The sequence below is a fragment of the Devosia faecipullorum genome (assembly GCF_015158295.1).
In the GTDB taxonomy this organism is placed as follows: Bacteria; Pseudomonadota; Alphaproteobacteria; order Rhizobiales; family Devosiaceae; genus Devosia; species Devosia faecipullorum.
Map to the genome: position 1 here is coordinate 157,110 of NZ_JACDXV010000003.1, position 17,256 is coordinate 174,365.

Annotated in this window: 16 protein-coding genes and 1 pseudogene; 10 read left to right on the plus strand and 7 right to left on the minus strand. The window is 64.2% G+C overall.

Going from position 1 to position 17,256, the window contains the following annotated elements; genetic code table 11:
- Positions 1 to 67: 67 nt before the first annotated feature.
- The 4 genes from miaB to H0482_RS10090 all read left to right on the plus strand — a co-directional run bounded on the left by miaB (position 68) and on the right by H0482_RS10090 (position 4,472).
- Positions 68 to 1,477: a tRNA (N6-isopentenyl adenosine(37)-C2)-methylthiotransferase MiaB gene (miaB, locus tag H0482_RS10075; RefSeq protein ID WP_193729923.1), complete on the plus strand. Its 1,410-nt coding sequence runs from the start codon at positions 68 to 70 to the stop codon at positions 1,475 to 1,477.
- 188 nt (positions 1,478 to 1,665) lie between these two features.
- A complete protein-coding gene (locus H0482_RS10080) occupies positions 1,666 to 2,739 on the plus strand; it encodes a PhoH family protein (RefSeq protein ID WP_193729924.1) in 1,074 nt (357 codons plus the stop codon).
- A 138-nt stretch (positions 2,740 to 2,877) separates the two neighbouring features.
- Positions 2,878 to 3,357 (plus strand): rRNA maturation RNase YbeY, encoded by a 480-nt coding sequence (ybeY, locus tag H0482_RS10085; RefSeq protein ID WP_193729925.1) that lies wholly within the window; start codon positions 2,878 to 2,880, stop codon positions 3,355 to 3,357.
- 197 nt (positions 3,358 to 3,554) lie between these two features.
- Entirely contained in the window at positions 3,555 to 4,472 is a 918-nt protein-coding gene (locus H0482_RS10090) for a hemolysin family protein (protein ID WP_193729926.1), read from the plus strand.
- A gap of 37 nt (positions 4,473 to 4,509) precedes the next feature.
- Here H0482_RS10090 and H0482_RS10095 read toward each other — a convergent pair whose 3' ends face one another.
- Positions 4,510 to 5,310 carry a siderophore ferric iron reductase gene (locus tag H0482_RS10095; RefSeq protein ID WP_193729927.1) on the minus strand — a complete coding sequence of 267 codons (801 nt, stop codon included), beginning with the start codon at positions 5,308 to 5,310 and terminating at the stop codon, positions 4,510 to 4,512.
- A gap of 178 nt (positions 5,311 to 5,488) precedes the next feature.
- Here H0482_RS10095 and H0482_RS10100 point away from each other — a divergent pair, with 178 nt between their 5' ends.
- The 5 genes from H0482_RS10100 to H0482_RS10120 all read left to right on the plus strand — a co-directional run bounded on the left by H0482_RS10100 (position 5,489) and on the right by H0482_RS10120 (position 9,793).
- A complete protein-coding gene (locus H0482_RS10100) occupies positions 5,489 to 5,917 on the plus strand; it encodes a TadE/TadG family type IV pilus assembly protein (RefSeq protein WP_193729928.1) in 429 nt (142 codons plus the stop codon).
- Positions 5,914 to 7,569, plus strand: a complete 1,656-nt coding sequence (locus H0482_RS10105; protein ID WP_193729929.1) for a TadG family pilus assembly protein — start codon at positions 5,914 to 5,916, stop codon at positions 7,567 to 7,569. The genes H0482_RS10100 and H0482_RS10105 overlap by 4 nt, the downstream gene beginning before the upstream one ends.
- A gap of 72 nt (positions 7,570 to 7,641) precedes the next feature.
- The gene (locus H0482_RS10110) at positions 7,642 to 8,013 is read left to right on the plus strand and encodes a GntR family transcriptional regulator (RefSeq protein ID WP_193729930.1); all 372 of its coding nucleotides are present in this window, start codon (positions 7,642 to 7,644) and stop codon (positions 8,011 to 8,013) included.
- Entirely contained in the window at positions 8,010 to 8,906 is an 897-nt protein-coding gene (locus tag H0482_RS10115; RefSeq protein ID WP_193729931.1) for an ABC transporter ATP-binding protein, read from the plus strand. The genes H0482_RS10110 and H0482_RS10115 overlap by 4 nt, the downstream gene beginning before the upstream one ends.
- Entirely contained in the window at positions 8,903 to 9,793 is an 891-nt protein-coding gene (locus tag H0482_RS10120) for a hypothetical protein (protein ID WP_193729932.1), read from the plus strand. Before H0482_RS10115 ends, H0482_RS10120 begins: the two co-directional genes overlap by 4 nt.
- Before the next feature lie 62 nt (positions 9,794 to 9,855).
- Here the strand turns inward: H0482_RS10120 and H0482_RS10125 are convergent, their stop codons facing one another.
- The 5 genes and pseudogenes from H0482_RS10125 to rimP all read right to left on the minus strand — a co-directional run bounded on the left by H0482_RS10125 (position 9,856) and on the right by rimP (position 16,160).
- Entirely contained in the window at positions 9,856 to 10,281 is a 426-nt protein-coding gene (locus H0482_RS10125) for an EamA family transporter (RefSeq protein ID WP_230989564.1), read from the minus strand.
- Between the two features lie 153 nt (positions 10,282 to 10,434).
- Positions 10,435 to 13,052, minus strand: a pseudogene (gene infB / locus H0482_RS10130) (translation initiation factor IF-2).
- 168 nt (positions 13,053 to 13,220) lie between these two features.
- Positions 13,221 to 13,892, minus strand: coding sequence for an RNA-binding protein (locus tag H0482_RS10135; RefSeq protein WP_269144680.1), 672 nt, complete (start codon positions 13,890 to 13,892; stop codon positions 13,221 to 13,223).
- A 44-nt stretch (positions 13,893 to 13,936) separates the two neighbouring features.
- Entirely contained in the window at positions 13,937 to 15,541 is a 1,605-nt protein-coding gene (gene nusA, locus H0482_RS10140) for a transcription termination factor NusA (RefSeq protein WP_193729936.1), read from the minus strand.
- 1 nt (position 15,542) lies between these two features.
- On the minus strand, positions 15,543 to 16,160 hold the full coding sequence (gene rimP, locus H0482_RS10145) for a ribosome maturation factor RimP (RefSeq protein ID WP_230989565.1): 618 nt from the start codon (positions 16,158 to 16,160) through the stop codon (positions 15,543 to 15,545).
- Positions 16,161 to 16,516: 356 nt separating this feature from the next.
- Between rimP and H0482_RS10150 the strand changes: the two genes are divergently transcribed.
- Positions 16,517 to 16,804, plus strand: coding sequence for a hypothetical protein (locus H0482_RS10150; protein WP_193729937.1), 288 nt, complete (start codon positions 16,517 to 16,519; stop codon positions 16,802 to 16,804).
- 47 nt (positions 16,805 to 16,851) lie between these two features.
- Here H0482_RS10150 and H0482_RS10155 read toward each other — a convergent pair whose 3' ends face one another.
- Positions 16,852 to 17,223: a winged helix-turn-helix transcriptional regulator gene (locus H0482_RS10155; protein WP_193729938.1), complete on the minus strand. Its 372-nt coding sequence runs from the start codon at positions 17,221 to 17,223 to the stop codon at positions 16,852 to 16,854.
- Positions 17,224 to 17,256 lie beyond the last annotated feature (33 nt).

A 17,256-nucleotide genomic window follows, 5' to 3' on the forward strand; every position in this document is an offset into this window, starting at 1 on the left:
AACCCCCAAGAAGGAGTGTGGTTGCAGCCCATGGCATCACGGCTTTTCGTCTGGTAGAGAACGCGCCATGACCGAGATGGACAAAGCCCCCCAGACCGCGCCAAGGCGCGTCTTCATCAAGACCTATGGCTGTCAGATGAACGTCTATGACAGCGATCGCATGGTCGATGCCCTGGCCCCGCACGGCTATGTGCCGACCCAGGAGCCGGGTGACGCCGATCTGGTGCTGCTCAATACCTGCCATATCCGCGAAAAGGCCTCCGAGAAGGTGTTTTCCGAACTCGGGCGGCTCAAGGAATTGCAGGGCGAGAGACGGGCCGCGGGCGGGGACATGATGATCGGGGTCGCCGGTTGCGTGGCGCAGGCCGAGGGCGAGGAAATTGCCCGCCGCGCGCCCATGGTCGATCTGGTCTTCGGCCCGCAGGCCTATCACCGCCTGCCCGACATGCTGGCGCAGGCCGAGGGGCAACGCCACCTGCATCCGAGCCTCAAGAAGGCGGTGATCGATACCGATTTTCCCGAAGAGGACAAGTTCGCCCACCTGCCGGCCGCCAAGAAGGAAGTCACCATCAAGCGCGGCCTCACCGCCTTTCTGACCGTGCAGGAAGGGTGCGATAAATTCTGCTCCTTCTGCGTGGTGCCCTATACGCGCGGCGCCGAAGTCAGCCGCCCGGTGGCGCAGGTTCTGGCCGAGGCGAGGGGCCTGATCGAGGCCGGGGTCAAGGAGATCACCCTGCTCGGCCAGAACGTCAATGCCTATCACGGCCTCGATGCCGGGGGGCGCGATGTCGGTCTGGGCGAACTGGCCTATCTTCTCGCCGAAATTCCCGGCCTCGAGCGGTTGCGCTATACGACCAGCCATCCGCGCGACATGGATGAGGCGCTGATTGCGGCGCATCGCGACCTGCCGCTGCTGATGCCCTATCTGCACCTGCCGGTGCAGTCGGGTTCCGACCGCATCCTCAAGGCCATGAACCGCAGGCATACCAGCGCCGAATATCTGGCGCTGATCGAGCGCATCAAGCAGGCGCGCCCCGACATGGCGCTTTCCGGCGATTTCATCGTCGGCTTTCCCGGCGAGACCGACCAGGATTTCGAGGATACGCTCACCATCATCCGCCAGACCGGCTATGCCTCGGCCTATTCGTTCAAATATTCGACCCGCCCCGGCACGCCCGGCGCTACGCTCACCGAGCAGGTGGATGAAGCAGTCAAGACCGAGCGCCTCCATCGCCTGCAGGAGCTGGTCAATCAGCAGACCACCGACTTCCACGCTTCCTGCGTCGGCAAGACCATGCCGGTGCTGATCGAGCGGGTCGGGCGCATGCCCGGCCAGGTCGGCGGCCGTTCGCCCTATCTGCAAGCCGTGCATCTTGAAGGCAGCACCGATCTCATCGGCGCCATCCATGAGGTGGAGATCATCGGGACGAGCACGAACTCGCTGGTCGGACGGCTCAAGCAGGCAGCGGCGGCTTAGGTCCGCCCGCCATTCGGGCATCGCCCTCTCGACCTCCGAACCAAAAAACGCCCCGACGGGGCGTTTTTGCCCTTCGGGCCGGTGCGGAGTGTCACAAAATATCTACAGACATTGAACGCAAATCGTCCTAGCCTCGTTCTGCATTGGGCGACGCAGTCCCGCGGCGCCCCCCTTGGAGCCGAGAAAGCTTGAGCAGGCACTTGCCACCGACCGCCGATAACGCCCTCGCATCGCAACTCGAACTCGCCTTTGAAGACAATCGCCTGGCCGCCCAGCTCTATGGCGATTTCGACCAGAATCTCGCCCTTATCGAACAGCGCCTGGCCGTCACCGCCACGCCGCGCGGGAATCACGTCCTGCTCAAGGGCGCGTCCAGCCGCGTGGATCAGGCGCGAAGGGTGCTGGAATCGCTCTATGGTGGGCTTGAGGAAGGCCGCGCCGCCGACATCGCCGATGTCGATGCGATGATCCGCATGATCGAGACCGAGGACAGCCAGCTGACCCTGCCGACGCTGGAGCGCAAGGGCAAGGTGCGCATGGCTCAGATCGCCACCCGCAAGTCCACCATTCTCGCCCGCACCCCGGCGCAGGACGCCTATATGCGCGCCATGGAGCGGAGCGAACTGGTCTTCGGCATCGGCCCGGCGGGCACCGGCAAGACCTATCTGGCCGTCGCCCATGCCGCCTCGCTGCTCGAGCGTGGCGACATCAATCGCATCATCCTGTCGCGTCCGGCGGTGGAAGCGGGCGAGCGCCTGGGCTTTCTGCCCGGCGACATGAAGGAAAAGGTCGATCCCTATCTGCGCCCGCTCTATGACGCGCTCTATGACATGATGAAGCCGGAAAATGTCGAGCGTTGCATCACGTCGGGCATTATCGAGGTCGCCCCGCTCGCCTTCATGCGCGGCCGGACCCTTTCCAATGCCGTGGTGATCTTGGACGAAGCGCAGAACACCACCTCCATGCAGATGAAGATGTTCCTGACGCGGCTGGGAGAAAATTCCAAGATGATCGTCACCGGCGACCCCACCCAGGTCGATCTGCCGCGCGGCGAACGTTCGGGCCTCGTGGAAGCGGTCAATCTGCTCGATGGCGTCGAGGGCGTGCATATTTCGCGCTTCAATGACAAGGACGTGGTGCGCCACGCGCTTGTCGGGCGCATCGTTCGGGCCTATGAGCAGGACACCGCGCGCCGCCTCGCCGAAAAAGAAGGCGACAGGGAAGGCCTGGCGCGCACATTGGGCACTTTGCCCCGGAGCTGATCGCAATAACAGCAGCGATGGCATTCCGGCGCAGGCCGGAATCCATGCGCTGGACCAGTCCCGCTCTGGATAAAGCGGCAAGTCACGGATATGGGTCCCGGCCTGCGCCGGGATGACACCGTGGAAATTGAAGAGCCGATGCAAAAATCTGCACCACCCATCGAAATCGCCGTCATCCGCAACGCGGATGGCTGGCCCGACCATTTCGACGCGCTGGCCGAAAAGGCGGTGCGGGCTGCCCTGGCGAGCGCCAAGGTCAGGGTCAAGGGCGCAGCCGAGATTTCCATCCTGCTCACCGACGACGCCGAACAGCGCGAACTCAATGCCCAATGGCGGGGCAAGGATGCCCCCACCAATGTGCTGAGCTTTCCCCAGATCGAGCCTTTTGGGCCGGTTCGGGGCATTCTCGGCGACATTACCCTCGCCCGCGAAACGCTCGAACGCGAGGCGACCGAGCTGGGCAAGAGCCTCGAAGAGCATTTCACCCATCTGATTGTGCATGGATTTCTGCATATTCTGGGTTATGATCACCTCGAGGAAGACGAGGCCCTTCAAATGGAGGGACTCGAAACCCAGATATTGGCGGGGCTGGGGATCGCCGATCCCTATGCCGATTGATACCACAGCCACGGCCCCCTGACGATCGGGGGGCAATCCGTCCCCAGGACACCAAGAGCCGCCTTTGGCGGCACCAGATGATGACCGACAGCGACAGTAACATGGCCTCGCGGGTGGCCGAAAACCCAGAACCTCCTTCTAGTCCCGCCCCCGCGCAATTGCGGGGGCCGAACCTGTGGAACCGGATCAAGGGCTTGATGCCCCTGAAGACGGTGTCGCTGCGCGACGACCTTCAGGTTGCGCTGGAGGAAAAGGGCAGCGCCGACACTGCGGATTTCTCCGAGAGCGAGCGCGTCATCCTGCAAAATGTGCTGAAACTCTCCAAGGTGTCGGTGGACGACGTCATGGTGGAGCGTTCCGACATTCATGCCGTGGCCGCCGACATCAATCTGGGCACGCTTCTCGCCAAGTTCCGCCAGGTGGGCCATTCGCGCCTGCCTGTCTATGAGGAAGGGCTCGACGACATCAAGGGCTTCATCCATATCAAGGATGCGCTGGCCCGGATCACCGAGCCGGTCAACGACCCGGAAAAAGACGTTCCGGTCAAGCTGCTCTCGGCCACACTGCGCCAGAAGATCGGCAGGCTGGGCATTGCCCGGCCGGCTATGTTCGTTCCTACCTTCATGCCGGCAGCGGACCTGCTGCAATCCATGCGCGCCAGCCGCACCCATATGGCCATCGTGGTCGACGAATATGGCGGCACTGACGGCCTCGTCACCATCGAAGACCTGCTCGAAGCGGTGGTTGGCGAGATCGAGGACGAGCACGACGTCGCCGAGGCCGCGCTGATCCGCAAGGTCGGCGACGACCTGTTCATCGCCAATGCCCGCGCCGAACTCGACGATGTCCGCGCCCTGATCGGGCCGGATTTCGATCCCGGCGAATATGGCGAGGATGTCGATACAATCGGCGGACTGGTCTTCGACCTTGCTGGGCACGTGCCCAAGCGCGGCGAAAGGGTCAATGGTCTGGATGGCTTCGAATTCGAAGTCCTTGCCGCCGACAGCCGCCGCATCAAGCGGCTGCGCATCCGCCGCAAACGCGGCGACGACGCGCCCGCCCCGCTGGCCATCACCGACCAGCGCAGCGAACAGGAAAAACACGCAGCCGAATAGCGGATTGGCCCCTCTCCCGCGCGGGCGAGGGGCTCGCCTAGTCCTCGCGCATTTCCATTTCGGCAATGGCGCTGGCGCGCTGCCGGGCGAGCCGGACGTCTTTCTTCTGGCGTGGGCAGCAATCGCAATAGGTGCCGGGCATGGCGAGGTAATCGAGGCAACAGCCCTTGCATGCCATGATCGCAAAAGCCCTTCCATCGGGCAGGTCGATCACTTCAAGCCCGCCAGCATTCTCCAGGCCCATCGCCGCCTGCCAGAGCACGCAGCAGCGCTGCTGTTCCTCGACGCAGATATCGGGCTGATAATGGCGCAGGCGCTTCATCAGGCCGAGCAGATGATCGCCCAGCATGCGCAGGGCCGGCACGCGCTTGAGCTTGGTGACGGCATTGATGTCCTTGAGCACCGCGTCGGCGTAATGGCGCAGATCGGCCCCGGCCCTTGCGATCATCGCGTCCAGAGCGCCGCGAAATTGCGGCGCCGCGGGCAGGCGATAGCCATCGACATGGATATTGCGCATGGCCTGGGACAGGGTGCCAAGCTCCGGTACCCCGCCATGCAGATGTGCGCCGATCACCGCCAGATAACAGGGTTGCCAGATGAGATTGGTCCAGAGCCGCATGGCGTAAAAAGGCTGACCGGCCTCGGGATAGGTGGCTTCGATCTTTTGGTAGAGGCTGGTGAGGAAGGCGCCATTATTCTCGCCCGGGCGATACCAGCCCGGCAGCGCCGCGCCCGGCGCACCCTTCATGAAGCCGGTCGCCGTCGCGGCCGTGGCGATCAGCCGGGTAAGGGCGGCGTCATTGTCGGTCTGGGCAAAGAGATAATTGTGGCTGGTCACACGAAACCCCGGGAATTGCCCTTCCCTAACAAGACGCGCGCCGCTGGGGAAGCGGGCCGGATAACCCCAACGGGAAAAACCCGCTTCGCGCCCCGCATTATTACCGAGCCGGGCCTTCACCCCGCCGGCAGGAGGGCGGGGGCAGGATCGGCTGGAGCAAACCGGCTAGGAGGCTGGCATGGTTCCGCGCCCCAGGGATTGGGCCGGCGATACACGCGGCGCCGCCCTTATCGAATTTGCCATTCTCACCCCGGTCTTTCTGCTCATGGTGATGGGCATGCTGGCCTATGGCATCTATTTCGGCGCCGCCCATGCGCTGCAGCAATTGGCGGCCGATGCTGCGCGCACCGCCATTGCCGGCATCAGTGCCAGCGAGGGCCGCGGGCTGGTCGAAAGCTATCTGGCCCGCAATGCCGGCGCCTATATGCTGATCGATCCGCAAAGGCTGAGCTTTCGGGTCGAAGTGGCGGCAAGCAATCCCGACCAATATCTGGTCGAATTGCGCTATGACGCCAGCGACCTGCCGATCTGGAACCTCTATCCGCCGCTGCCGCTGCCGGAAAAGCAGATCGCGCGCGGGGCGACGATCCGCCGGGGCGGGATATGAAAAGGCCCAGCTTCTGGGGCGATGAGCGGGGCAATATGGCCATGCTCTTCGCCTTCAGCCTCACCCTCTCGGCCATCGTCTCCGCCCTGGCGGTGGATGCCGCCGCGCTTTACCACGAGCGGCGGCAGATGCAGGCCGGGGTCGACCTGGCAGCGATTACGGCGGCGTCGGACCCCGCCCGTGCTGCCGAGATCGCCCAGTCCGTGCTGGCCGAGGCCCGGCTCCTCGCCCCGGCCAGCACGGAGGGGCTGATCGTGCGGACCGGCCACTACGATCCCACCATCGCCGATATCGATCAGCGCTTCCGCCCCGGCGCCACGCCGCATAATGCCGTCGAGGTGCAGCTGGAACGGCGGGGCGATCTGCATTTCGCCACAATCTTTTCCGCCCCGCCCCTGATCGCCGCCAGAGGCGTGGCGGCGGTGACCCCGCAGGTTTCCTTTTCCATCGGCTCGCGCCTCGCCAGCCTCAATGGCGGGCTGGTCAATACGCTGCTCTCCTCGCTTCTGGGCACGACGGTCACGCTCAACGCCCTCGACTATCGGGCGCTGGCCGAGGCGCAGGTCGATGCCTTTTCCTTCCTCGATGCGCTGGCGACGCGCTTCGGAATAACAGCGGGGCATTATGACGACCTGCTGGCCATGCGCGCAGGAACCGGCGCCATTGCCGGCGCTCTGGCCGGTCTCACCAATGGCACCGCCCGAGCGGTGCTGAGCCGGCTGGCCGGGTCCGGCCAGGGCCATATGGTCGCAATTGGGGAATTGCTGTCCCTGGGCGCGGCGGGCCGCCACCAGATCGGCGCGGCCGGCTCGGGCGGGCTGGGCATCGGGTTTTCGGCTCTGGACCTGCTGACCGGAGCCGCCGCCCTCGCCGATGGCCCCAGCCAGATCTCCCTGACGCTCACGGCCAATGTACCGAGCCTGGCCAAGCTCGATCTGTCGCTGGGGGTCGGCGAGCCGCCCCAGGGCGGGGGCTGGTTCGCCATCGGACCCAAGGGCACGATCCTGCGCACCGCCCAAACGCGTCTGCGCCTGCGGGCCGAATTGCTGGGCGGCGCGCTGCTGGGCGGCGTCAAGCTGCCGCTCTGGCTCGACCTCGCCCATGCCGAAGCAATGGTGGCGGCGGCGACCTGTCCCAGTCCCGCCGCGCCGCGCGGAACCGCCAGCATCGCCGTGCGGCCCGGCGCACTACGGCTGGCCGTGGGAGAGATGAGCGATCCGGCCCTGTCCGATTTCGGCATTGCACCGTCGCTCGCTCCGGTGCGCGCCGTCGATGTGATCGGGGTCTTGCGCGTCCATCTGTCGGGGCTGGTAGAGGTCGCGCAGTCCAAGCCGATACGGCTCGATTTCAGCTCCGCCGACATTGCCGGCAAGGTGATGCGCACCGCCAGAACCCAGACCATCCCGTCCTCGCTGGTCGGCTCGCTGTTCAAATCGCTGACGGCGACACCGGAAATTTTGGGCAATCTGCTCGGCCTCAACCTGATTTCGCCCGCCGGGGTGACCGCCGAATTGCTCAGCCTGCTTTCGCCGCTGGCCGCGACGCTCGATCTCACCATTGATGGGGCTCTTGCCAGTCTGGGCCTGGGTCTGGGCGAGGTCGATATCAAGGTCCATGCGGTGCGTTGCACCAATGCGGTCCTTGTCGGCTGATCCGCGCGCTGCAGGCGCTTGACAGACCGTAATGGTGTGATAGAGATATAGCACACTATATAGGCATCACACATGGATGATTTTCACGCCAGCCAGCCGATCTTCGTGCAGATCCGGCAAAGGCTGATCGAGATGATCCTGCGCAAACGGGTGGGGGAGGGCGAGGCCCTGCCATCGGTCCGCCAGATTGCCGGGGAACTCTCGGTCAATCCTTTGACGATCACCAAGGCTTTCGAAGCCCTGGTCGAGATCGGCGTGGTCGAAAAACGAAGGGGCCTGGGCATGTTCGTCACCGAGGGCGCGCGCGAAAAACTGCTTGCGCATGAACGCGAAAAATTCCTCACGGACGATTGGCCCCGTATCGCGGCCCAGATCCGGGCGCTGGAGCTGGACCTGCCCAGCCTGCTGACGCCAGAACCGAGACACCAGGACACGCAAAAATGACCGAGCTTTCCGTTACCGACCCCATTGTCTCCGCCCGCAGCCTCAAGAAAAGCTTCGGCCGCAAGCAGATCCTGCATGGGCTCGATTTCGACATTCCGGCCGGCCGCATCTATGGGCTGATCGGCCATAACGGCGCCGGCAAGACCACGACGCTCAACGCCATGCTGGGCCTGACCAGCTATGAGGGCACGATAAGGGTTCTGGGCGAAGACCCCTTTGCCCAGCGCGCCCGGCTGATGGAGAATGTCGCCTTCATCTCCGACGTCGCCAGCCTGCCCCGCTTTCTCAGGGTGCGCGAGCTCTTCGCGCTGCTGACCAATATCCATCCCAATTTCAGCCGCGACAAGGCGCAGACCTTCCTCGAAGGCACCGACATCAGGCCGGAGATGAAAATCCGCACCCTTTCCAAGGGCATGATGGCGCAATTGCACTTGGCCGTGGTCATGGCCATCGACGCCAAGCTTCTGGTGCTGGACGAGCCGACGCTGGGACTCGACATCACCTATCGCAAGCGCTTCTACCGGCGGCTGCTCGAAGATTATATGACCGAGGAACGCACATTGATCATCACCACTCATCAGGTGGACGAGATCGAGTTCATGCTCTCCGACATCATGTTCATCCGCGACGGCGATCTGATCCTGCATATGCAGATGGAAACGGTGAGCGAGAAATTCTCCCAGCTCGTCACCAATGAGGCCCATGAGCAGGACCAGGCAAGGGCGCTCAATCCGGTTTACGAAGAAACCCGTTTCGGCCAGACCGTCTTCATTTTCGAGGGTGTGGACCGCACCCGGCTCGAGCCTTTGGGCCGGGTCTCGACCCCCAATATGTCCGACCTCTTCGTCGCGCTCATGCAGCGACCCACCGCCAATCCGGAGAAGACCCGATGAAGGCGTTCTTCGCTCTCATGCACCGCGAATATATCGAGCATCGCGGCGCCTTCTTCCTGGCCCCGCTGGTTCTGGTGGCGCTGGTCTTCGCGCTGACCCTGCTGGCCTTCAGCGTCGATCGGCTCGACACCCGCATGACCGGCCAATTGTCCTTCGTCACCTATCGCTGGGTGTTCGAAGCCGGCTTTGCCGGCCTCGCTGCCGCCTGGCTGGCCTATCTCGGTTTCGTGCTGTTCTTTTATTGCGCCGATGGCTTTGCCGCCGACAAGCGCAACAATGCCATGCTGTTCTGGAAATCCATGCCGGTCTCCGATCTCAAGGTGCTGCTGAGCAAACTGACCGCTGCTTTGACCATCCTGCCCGGTTCGGTCTTCGTCATCGGCCTGCTCTCCATCCTTTTGATGTTCGGGGTTGCCTATGTCACCATCATGATCGCCGGGCTGGGCAGCGCCAATCTCCTGGGCAATATCACAATTATCTATCTGCAGATGGCCATGGTGTTTCTGGTGCTCATGGTGTGTGGCCTGCTCTGGTATCTGCCCTATATGGCGCTGGTCGGAGCCATGGGCAGCGCCGTGGGCCGCTGGGCCATCCCCCTGGCGCTGCTCCTGCCCACGCTGGTCTCGGCGCTGGAATGGGTGACGTTGGGTGGGGCCCATCCCTTTGCCACCCATACCTATGCCTATCTCGAATATCGCAGCCAGATGCCGGTGGCCGTGGACCATCTCGACCGCGTCTTCGAGGGACAGGAGCCGTTCGACGCCATGCTCTTTGTCACCGGCCTATTGCAGAAATTCGATTGGCTGCAGGTCGGCATCGGCGCGCTCTTTGCCGTGGTCGTGATCTATCTGGCCTCCGAATATCGGCGCCGGTCGGCGGCGAACTGAGCCTGCCAGTCTCAGGGATTGTCAGATCCTGCAGGGGCGGCTTCGGTCGCCCCTGAAACGCTCTAAGGCAGCGCCACGAGAACCGCGCCGGCGGCGATCAACGCCACCCCCATCCAATTGTGGCCCGCCAGACGCTCCCCCAGAAAGATCGCGCCGAACAGCGCCACCATGACCACGCTGAGCTTGTCGACCGGGGCAACCTGGGAGGCCGGCCCCAGCTTGAGGGCGCGGAAATAGCACAGCCATGACGCGCCGGTGGCCAGGCCCGAAAGAATGAGGAACAACCAGGTTTTTTGCGGGATGGAATCGAGGCTCTGCCATTGACCGAAGCCGAGCACGATGCCCAGCGCCATGACCAGGATGATGGCGGTGCGGATCAAGGTCGCCATGTCGGAATTGGTGCTCTGGATGCCGACTTTGGCGAAGATCGCCGTCAGGGCGGCGAAGCCGGCGGCCAGAAGAGCCCAGAATTGCCAGGATTGCGTCAAAGCCGACCGCTCTACAATGTTGAGTTGTTTTGCCAGATATAATGCCGGCATCCGCAGGGGAGCAAGACGGTGCCGTCCTTCCGGAGCGACATTGCGCAAAAAGGGGACGCGGCTGGTGCCGCGTCCCCTTGAAAATTGACCTGAAACAGAAGCTTAGAGCGTGCGCTGCACTGTCTCGACACGGAAGCATTCGATGACGTCATTGGCGCGGATATCTTCGTAATTCTCGAAGGCCATGCCGCATTCCTGACCCATCTGCACTTCCTTGACCTCGTCCTTGAAGCGCTTGAGCGTCTTGAGCTTGCCTTCGTGGATGACGACGTTGTCGCGCAGCAGGCGCACCCCGGCGCCGCGTTCCACGATGCCTTCGGTGACCCGGCAGCCAGCGACCTTGCCGACCTTGGTGATCTGGAAGACTTCGAGGATTTCGGCGTAACCGATGAAGGTTTCGCGCCGCTCGGGGGCCAGAAGCCCGCTCATGGCATTCTTCACGTCCTCGATGAGGTCGTAAATGATGTTGTAGTAGCGGATTTCGATGCCGTCGCGGCCGGCCAGTTCATTGGCCTGCTTGTTGGCGCGCACGTTGAAGCCGATGACGATGGCATTGGAGGCCGCTGCCAGGGTGACGTCGGATTCGGTGATGCCGCCCACGCCCGAGAACAGGATCTGGGCCGAGACTTCGTCGGTCGAGAGCTTGTTGAGGCTGGCCACGATGGCTTCCACCGAGCCCTGGACGTCGCCCTTGATCACCAGCGGGAACTTGGAAATCCCGGCGATCTTGAGCTGATTCATCATCTGCTCGAGGCTGGTCGCGCCGCCACCGGCGGTCTTTTCGCGGATGGCGCGGGTGCGGTATTCGGTGACTTCGCGAGCCCTTGCATCGGATTCGACCACCGAGAAGCGGTCGCCGGCGCTGGGCACGCCATTGAAACCGAGCACTTCCACCGGCACGGACGGGCCGGCTTCCTTGACCTGCTCGCCCTTGTCGTTGATCAGGGCGCGGACGCGGGCAAACTCGGTGCCGGCGACAACGATGTCGCCGATCTTGAGCGTGCCGCGCTGCACCAGCACCGTCGCCACCGCACCGCGGCCGCGATCGAGCTTGGCTTCGATGACCAGACCCTCGGCGCGCCCGTCGCGGGCCACCTTGAGTTCGAGCACTTCGGCCTGCAGCAGGATGGTTTCGAGCAGCTTGTCGAGCCCGGCGCCGGTCTTGGCCGACACTTCGACATCGAGCACTTCACCGCCCATGGATTCCACGAACACTTCGTGCTGGAGCAGTTCGGTGCGCACCTTGAGCGGGTCGGCGGCCGGCTTGTCCATCTTGGTGATGGCGACAATGATCGGAACGCCCGCCGCCTTGGCGTGCTTGATGGATTCGATGGTCTGGGGCATGACGCTGTCGTCGGAGGCCACCACCAGAACCGCGATATCGGTCGCCTGGGCGCCGCGGGCACGCATGGCGGTGAACGCCTCGTGGCCCGGAGTATCGAGGAAGGTGATCTTCTGGCCGTTCTTGTCGACCTGATAGGCACCGATATGCTGGGTGATGCCGCCGGCTTCCCCGCTCACCACATTGGCTTCGCGGATGGCGTCGAGCAGGCTGGTCTTGCCGTGGTCGACGTGACCCATAATGGTCACCACCGGGGCGCGATCGGTCAGATCCTCGGCCTTGTCGTCGGCGGGGATGTCGAACAGGCCCTCTTCCACGTCCGCTTCGCTGACGCGCTTGACCGTGTGGCCCAGCTCGGTGGCGATGAGTTCGGCAGTGTCGGCGTCGATCACATCGGTGATCTTGGCCATCTGGCCCTGCTGCATCAGCATCTTGATGACAGTGACCGAACGCTCGGCCATGCGGTTGGCCAATTCGCCCACCGTAATGACTTCGGGAATGATCACTTCACGGCTGAGCTTGGGCGCATCCTGCTGGTTGCGGCCCATCTTCTTGTCGCGGCGACGGCGCATGGCGGCGAGCGAGGGACCGCGATCGCGATCATTCTCGGTCGTGGCGCTGGACACTGTCAGACGGCCGCGCGAGGCGCCGTCATCGCCACGGCGCGAGGGGCGCTCAGGCTGGGCACGGGCGGCGCGGCGGGCATTTTCCAGTTCCGCTTCGCTGGTCGGGCGCTGCTGGGGCGCACCGGTGCGGGTACGACGGCCATCGGCCTCGCTGGGCGGGGCGGGCGGCATATTGCCGATCGGCGCCATGCCGCCACCAGCCGGACGGCGATCACCGGCCGGACGGCCCGCGCTACCCGCGGGGCGGCGCTCGCCGGCGGGACGGGCCCCGGCAGCGGGACGCTCGCCCTCGCCGGGACGACCGGCAGGACGTTCATTGGGAGAGCGCTGCGGACGCTGGCTCTGGCCGGGACGGCCGGAAACGGTGCGCACGCTGGAGGGGCCGGGATTGCGCTGGCTGGCCGGCACGATTTCCTCGCGCGGCGCTTCCGGCGCGGGCTGGGGCGCGGCTTCTTCCTCGGCGCGACGTGCCTCCTCGGCCCGGCGGCGGTCTTCTTCCTGGCGCGCAGCTTCCTCGCGCACCTGGCGGCGGCGATTATCGTCTTCGATGCGCCGCGCTTCCTCGGCGGCGAAACGCTGGCTGTCCTCGGCCTGGCGAGCGCCGGCAAGGGCCAGCGCCTGACGCCGGGCCTCGGCCTCGGCGGCGCTCAGGCCCAGAGGGGCGCGGTTCTGCTGCTGCATGGGCCGACCCTGCGGGCGGCCCTGGCCGGCGCCCTGCTGGGGCCGTCCGCCACCCGCGCCGGAGCCCGCATTGGGCTTGGGCACGATGCGGGTGCGCTTTTCCACGACCACCGTCGAGCGCGACGGCCCGCGCGACATCCCGCCGGGGCGATTGCCCAGGCCGGCGCCGCCCTTGAGGGTCAGCGTCTTCTTGGCGCCGGTGTCGTCGGTGCGCTTGTCGTCGTTATCAGCCATACTTCCTATCGTCTTTCGTCCTGATCCACGGGCAAAAGCGCACCTGACGCCGCGTTGCGGTCGGTGTTCTCTTCCAGCGGTTGGGCTGTGTATCGGGCCAGTCGCCTGGCCTTGTCCACTGCCGATTGGGCTGCCGCCCCGGTCATGAGGGCAGCATGTATCACATTTTCCAGTCCAAGTGCCAAATCCATTTCAGCACTTTGAAGCAATTCGAAATGCGGCACGTCGGGGCCGTTGAGACCGGCCTCGCGCCGCGCATGATTGAGGGCCCTGAGTGTGCCCCGCATCTTGTTGCGCCCGTCCTCGGCCGCGTCGGTCGCGGTCAAAAGAGCGATGGCGTCGCCGCTTTCCAGCGCGCTTTTCACCTTCATGGCGCCGGTGGTGAGCTGACCGGCCTTGCGGGCCATGCCCAGCGCCGAGAGCAGGCGCTGCTTGAGCCGCAATTCGGTAAGCGCGGCCAGATCACCGGCCACCTCTACCTGGCTCTTGAGCGAGCGGGCAAAGGCCTTCTTCTTCACCGCCTCTTCCACGCAGGCGCGGCTGAGCGTGATCCAGACGCCCCGTCCCTCGGCCCGCGCCTCGACATCGGGCACCAGCACCTCGTCGGGGCCGACCACGAAACGCACCAGCGCCTCGACCGGCAATTCCGTCCGGGTCAAGGCACAGGTTCTAACCATGTCCGCGCGCCGGGCCAATGCCGGGTGCTCCCAGAAGGCGGTCCTTAGACCGCCTCCTCCTCGGCATAGCCCTCTTCGCCGTCATCGGCGCCGGGCAGGTCGGCTTCGGCGATCCAGCCGGCCTTGATACGGGCCTGCATGATCATGTCTTCGGCTTCCTCGCGGCTGACGGGGAAATCCTTGAACGTGCCGTCATAGCGTTTGGTTTCGCCATCCTTGCGTTCGGTCCAGCCCACCAGATCGTCGGCGGCGCAGCCGGCGAAATCTTCCACGGACTTGATGTCTTCCTTGCCCAGGGCCGCCAGCATGGCGGCGTTGAGCCCGGCAATTTCATAAAGATCGTCGGAGACGCCGAGCGCCAGGCGCTCCTCGTCGAACTTGCGATCGATCTCGGCCAGATATTCGGCGGCACGGTTCTGGATTTCGCCGGCCGTCTCTTCATCGAAGCCTTCGATGGAGGCGATTTCGCCCGGTTCGATATAGGCCAGTTCCTCGACCGAGGAGAAGCCTTCCGAAGCCAATAGCTGGGCAACCATCTCGTCCACGTCAAGGGCGTGCATGAACAGGCTGGAGCGTTCGGTGAATTCCTTCTGGCGGCGCTCGCTCTCTTCCTGCTCGGTGAGGATGTCGATATCCCAGCCGATGAGCTGGCTGGCGAGGCGCACATTCTGGCCCCTGCGGCCGATGGCGAGCGAGAGCTGCTCGTCGGGCACCACAACCTCGATGCGCTCGGCCTGCTCGTCCAGCACCACCTTGGCGACATCGGCCGGCTGCAGCGCGGACACCACGAGGTCGGCGATAGTGTCGGTCCAGGGAATGATGTCGATCTTTTCGCCCTGCAATTCGGCGACCACCGCCTGAACGCGGGAGCCGCGCATGCCGACGCAGGCGCCGACCGGATCGATGGAGGAATCGTTGCTGGTCACCGCGATCTTGGCGCGGCTGCCCGGATCGCGGGCAATCGAGCGGATGGTGATGACGCCATCGTAGATTTCCGGCACTTCCTGCATGAACAGCTTGGCCATGAATTGCGGATGGGTGCGCGACAGGAAGATCTGCGGACCGCGCTGCTCGCGGCGCACATCATAGATATAGGCGCGCACGCGGTCGCCATAGCGGAACATTTCGCGCGGGATCAATTCGTCGCGACGGATAATGGCTTCGCCCCGGCCCAGATCGACGATGACATTGCCATATTCGACGCGCTTGACCGAGCCGTTGACGATCTCGCCGATGCGGCCCTGATATTCCTCATACATGCGGTCGCGCTCGGCATCGCGCACTTTCTGCACGATGACCTGCTTGGCGGACTGGGCGGCGATGCGGCCGAATTCCATGGGCGGCAGCGGCTCGGTGAGGAAATCGCCGACCTTGGCGGTCGGGTTCTTGACCTGGGCGAGCTTGAGATTGACCTGGCGGGAAGGCTCCTCAACCTGGTCGACGATCTCGAGCAGGCGCCACATGCGGGTTTCGCCGGAGCGCGGATTGATCTCGACCTTGATTTCGGTCTCGGCGCCATAGCGGCCCTTGGCCGCTTTTTCCATGGCATCCTGCATCGCCTCGATCACCACCATGCGGTCGATGGACTTTTCACGGGCGACAGCGTCGGCGATCTGCAGCAGCTCAAGGCGGTTCGCGCTAACGGCCATTTCAGTTCTTCTCCTCGGAGACGTCTTCGTTATCGGCGTACTCGACCGTTTCGGTCTCGTCGTCATCGATGGGGTGCAGCTCCTGGTCGGCGCGGGCCATGTCCATGAGCTTGTCGGTCATCACCAGTTTGGCTTCGGCAATATTGACGAAGGCCAGCTTGTGGTCGGGATCGGTGCCGCCCGGCGCATCGGGGAGGCGGATGGTAACGCCGTCGCCATCGACGGCCTGGATATCGCCGCGGAAGCGCTTACGGCCATTGATCATGTCGGCCAGTTCCACCTTGGCCTCATGGCCAAGGAAGCGCTCGAAGTCGCGTTGGCGCACCAGCGGGCGGTCGATGCCGGGCGAGGACACTTCCAGGTGATATTCGCGGTCGATCGGGTCTTCCACGTCGAGCACCGGCGAGAGGTCTTTGCTCAGCGTCTCGCAATCGGTGATGGTGAAGCGCCCATGGGCGTCCTCGGCCATGATCTGGAGCGTGCAGCCGTTTTCAGGGGTGACTTTCACCCGCACCAGCGCAAAGCCGAGATCATTGGCCACCGGCTCGACAATGCGGGCGATCCGGGCTTCGAGGCCCGTTTCCTTGATGTAGCGCTTTTCGGCGAGATCGAAAGCCAATTGAGGTTCCAGATAACAAAAAGAGCGGGGGCCGGTCAGGGCACCCACTCTCGATTGAGAGCAATGATGTTGGCTTCCTATAGACCGGAGTGAGGGCAAAAGCAAGCGCACCAGCGCCCGCCGCCCCTTGAGAACCTTGCCGGGAGGCGCGTCCCGGCCGGCCCGCCCATGGCGCAAAAGCGCCGGCGCAAGGTTTCCTCAAAGAAACCGGGTTTCCTCCAAAGCGCTTGATGTCGTTCAGAAAACTTTCGGCATCGCGCGCGAGATTTCAAGCCGGATAAAACTTTTTTGGCGACTTGCCGGCGCTGATGGCCATGCGCATTTCCCAATCGTTGAAAGCAGAAAGGATGCTCGAAATGATCAAGAACAGCGTCATCGCCCTCGTTTCCGCCGCCGCTCTCGCCGGCATCGCCATGCCGGCAATGGCCGTGCCGCCCCCTGCCCCGGTGCCGGGCAGCGCCGATAGCGGGCCGGCTTCCAGCTTCGACGCCGATTATGTGCAATACCAGCTTCAGGCCAAGGGCGTGAACGCCATATCGGTTGAGCCATGGGGCTCTTATGTCCGCGCCTATGTCAGCGGCGCCGATGGACGGGTGACCATGCAATTCTTCCACGAGGACACGCTGGCTCCCGCCAATCTCTAGGCCGCTCCGGCCCGATATCCCGGCGCCGCCCCCAGGCGGCGCCCGAATCAGTTCCTGCCGGTGGCGGCATCGGCGCCGGCCCGGTCGAACCTTTCCCTGGCGCTGCGCACGGCATGCCGGTTGCGCAAAGCGAATTGATGCAGCGCGTCGGCAACGTCGAGCAATTCCCGCCCCAATTCGGTCAGATCATATTCGACCCGCGGCGGGATCGTGGCATAGGCCCGGCGGGTGATGAAGCCATCCCGCTCCAATTCCCGCAGAGCGGCACTCAGCGATTTCTGCGGCACATCGCCCATATCGCGGCGCAATTCATTGAACCGCATCGTGCCCTCGCGCAGATGCACGATCACCACCAGCGTCCATTTACCCGGCCGGACCACCAGCAGATCGTCGAGGGAATGGGGGGTGAGGCTGGGCATGGCGATCTCCGGCGTGAGCCCCCGATATGGGGT

Coding starts and splice junctions, on each gene's coding strand:
- H0482_RS10100 (WP_193729928.1), top strand. CDS start 5,489: ATGGTTCCGCGCCCCAGGGATTGGGCCGGCGATACACGCGGCGCCGCC.
- H0482_RS10110 (WP_193729930.1), top strand. CDS start 7,642: ATGGATGATTTTCACGCCAGCCAGCCGATCTTCGTGCAGATCCGGCAA.
- ybeY (WP_193729925.1), top strand. CDS start 2,878: ATGCAAAAATCTGCACCACCCATCGAAATCGCCGTCATCCGCAACGCG.
- H0482_RS10120 (WP_193729932.1), top strand. CDS start 8,903: ATGAAGGCGTTCTTCGCTCTCATGCACCGCGAATATATCGAGCATCGC.
- H0482_RS10150 (WP_193729937.1), top strand. CDS start 16,517: ATGATCAAGAACAGCGTCATCGCCCTCGTTTCCGCCGCCGCTCTCGCC.
- nusA (WP_193729936.1), bottom strand. CDS start 15,541: ATGGCCGTTAGCGCGAACCGCCTTGAGCTGCTGCAGATCGCCGACGCT.
- H0482_RS10090 (WP_193729926.1), top strand. CDS start 3,555: ATGCCCCTGAAGACGGTGTCGCTGCGCGACGACCTTCAGGTTGCGCTG.
- H0482_RS10155 (WP_193729938.1), bottom strand. CDS start 17,223: ATGCCCAGCCTCACCCCCCATTCCCTCGACGATCTGCTGGTGGTCCGG.
- H0482_RS10105 (WP_193729929.1), top strand. CDS start 5,914: ATGAAAAGGCCCAGCTTCTGGGGCGATGAGCGGGGCAATATGGCCATG.
- H0482_RS10135 (WP_269144680.1), bottom strand. CDS start 13,892: ATGGTTAGAACCTGTGCCTTGACCCGGACGGAATTGCCGGTCGAGGCG.
- miaB (WP_193729923.1), top strand. CDS start 68: ATGACCGAGATGGACAAAGCCCCCCAGACCGCGCCAAGGCGCGTCTTC.
- H0482_RS10115 (WP_193729931.1), top strand. CDS start 8,010: ATGACCGAGCTTTCCGTTACCGACCCCATTGTCTCCGCCCGCAGCCTC.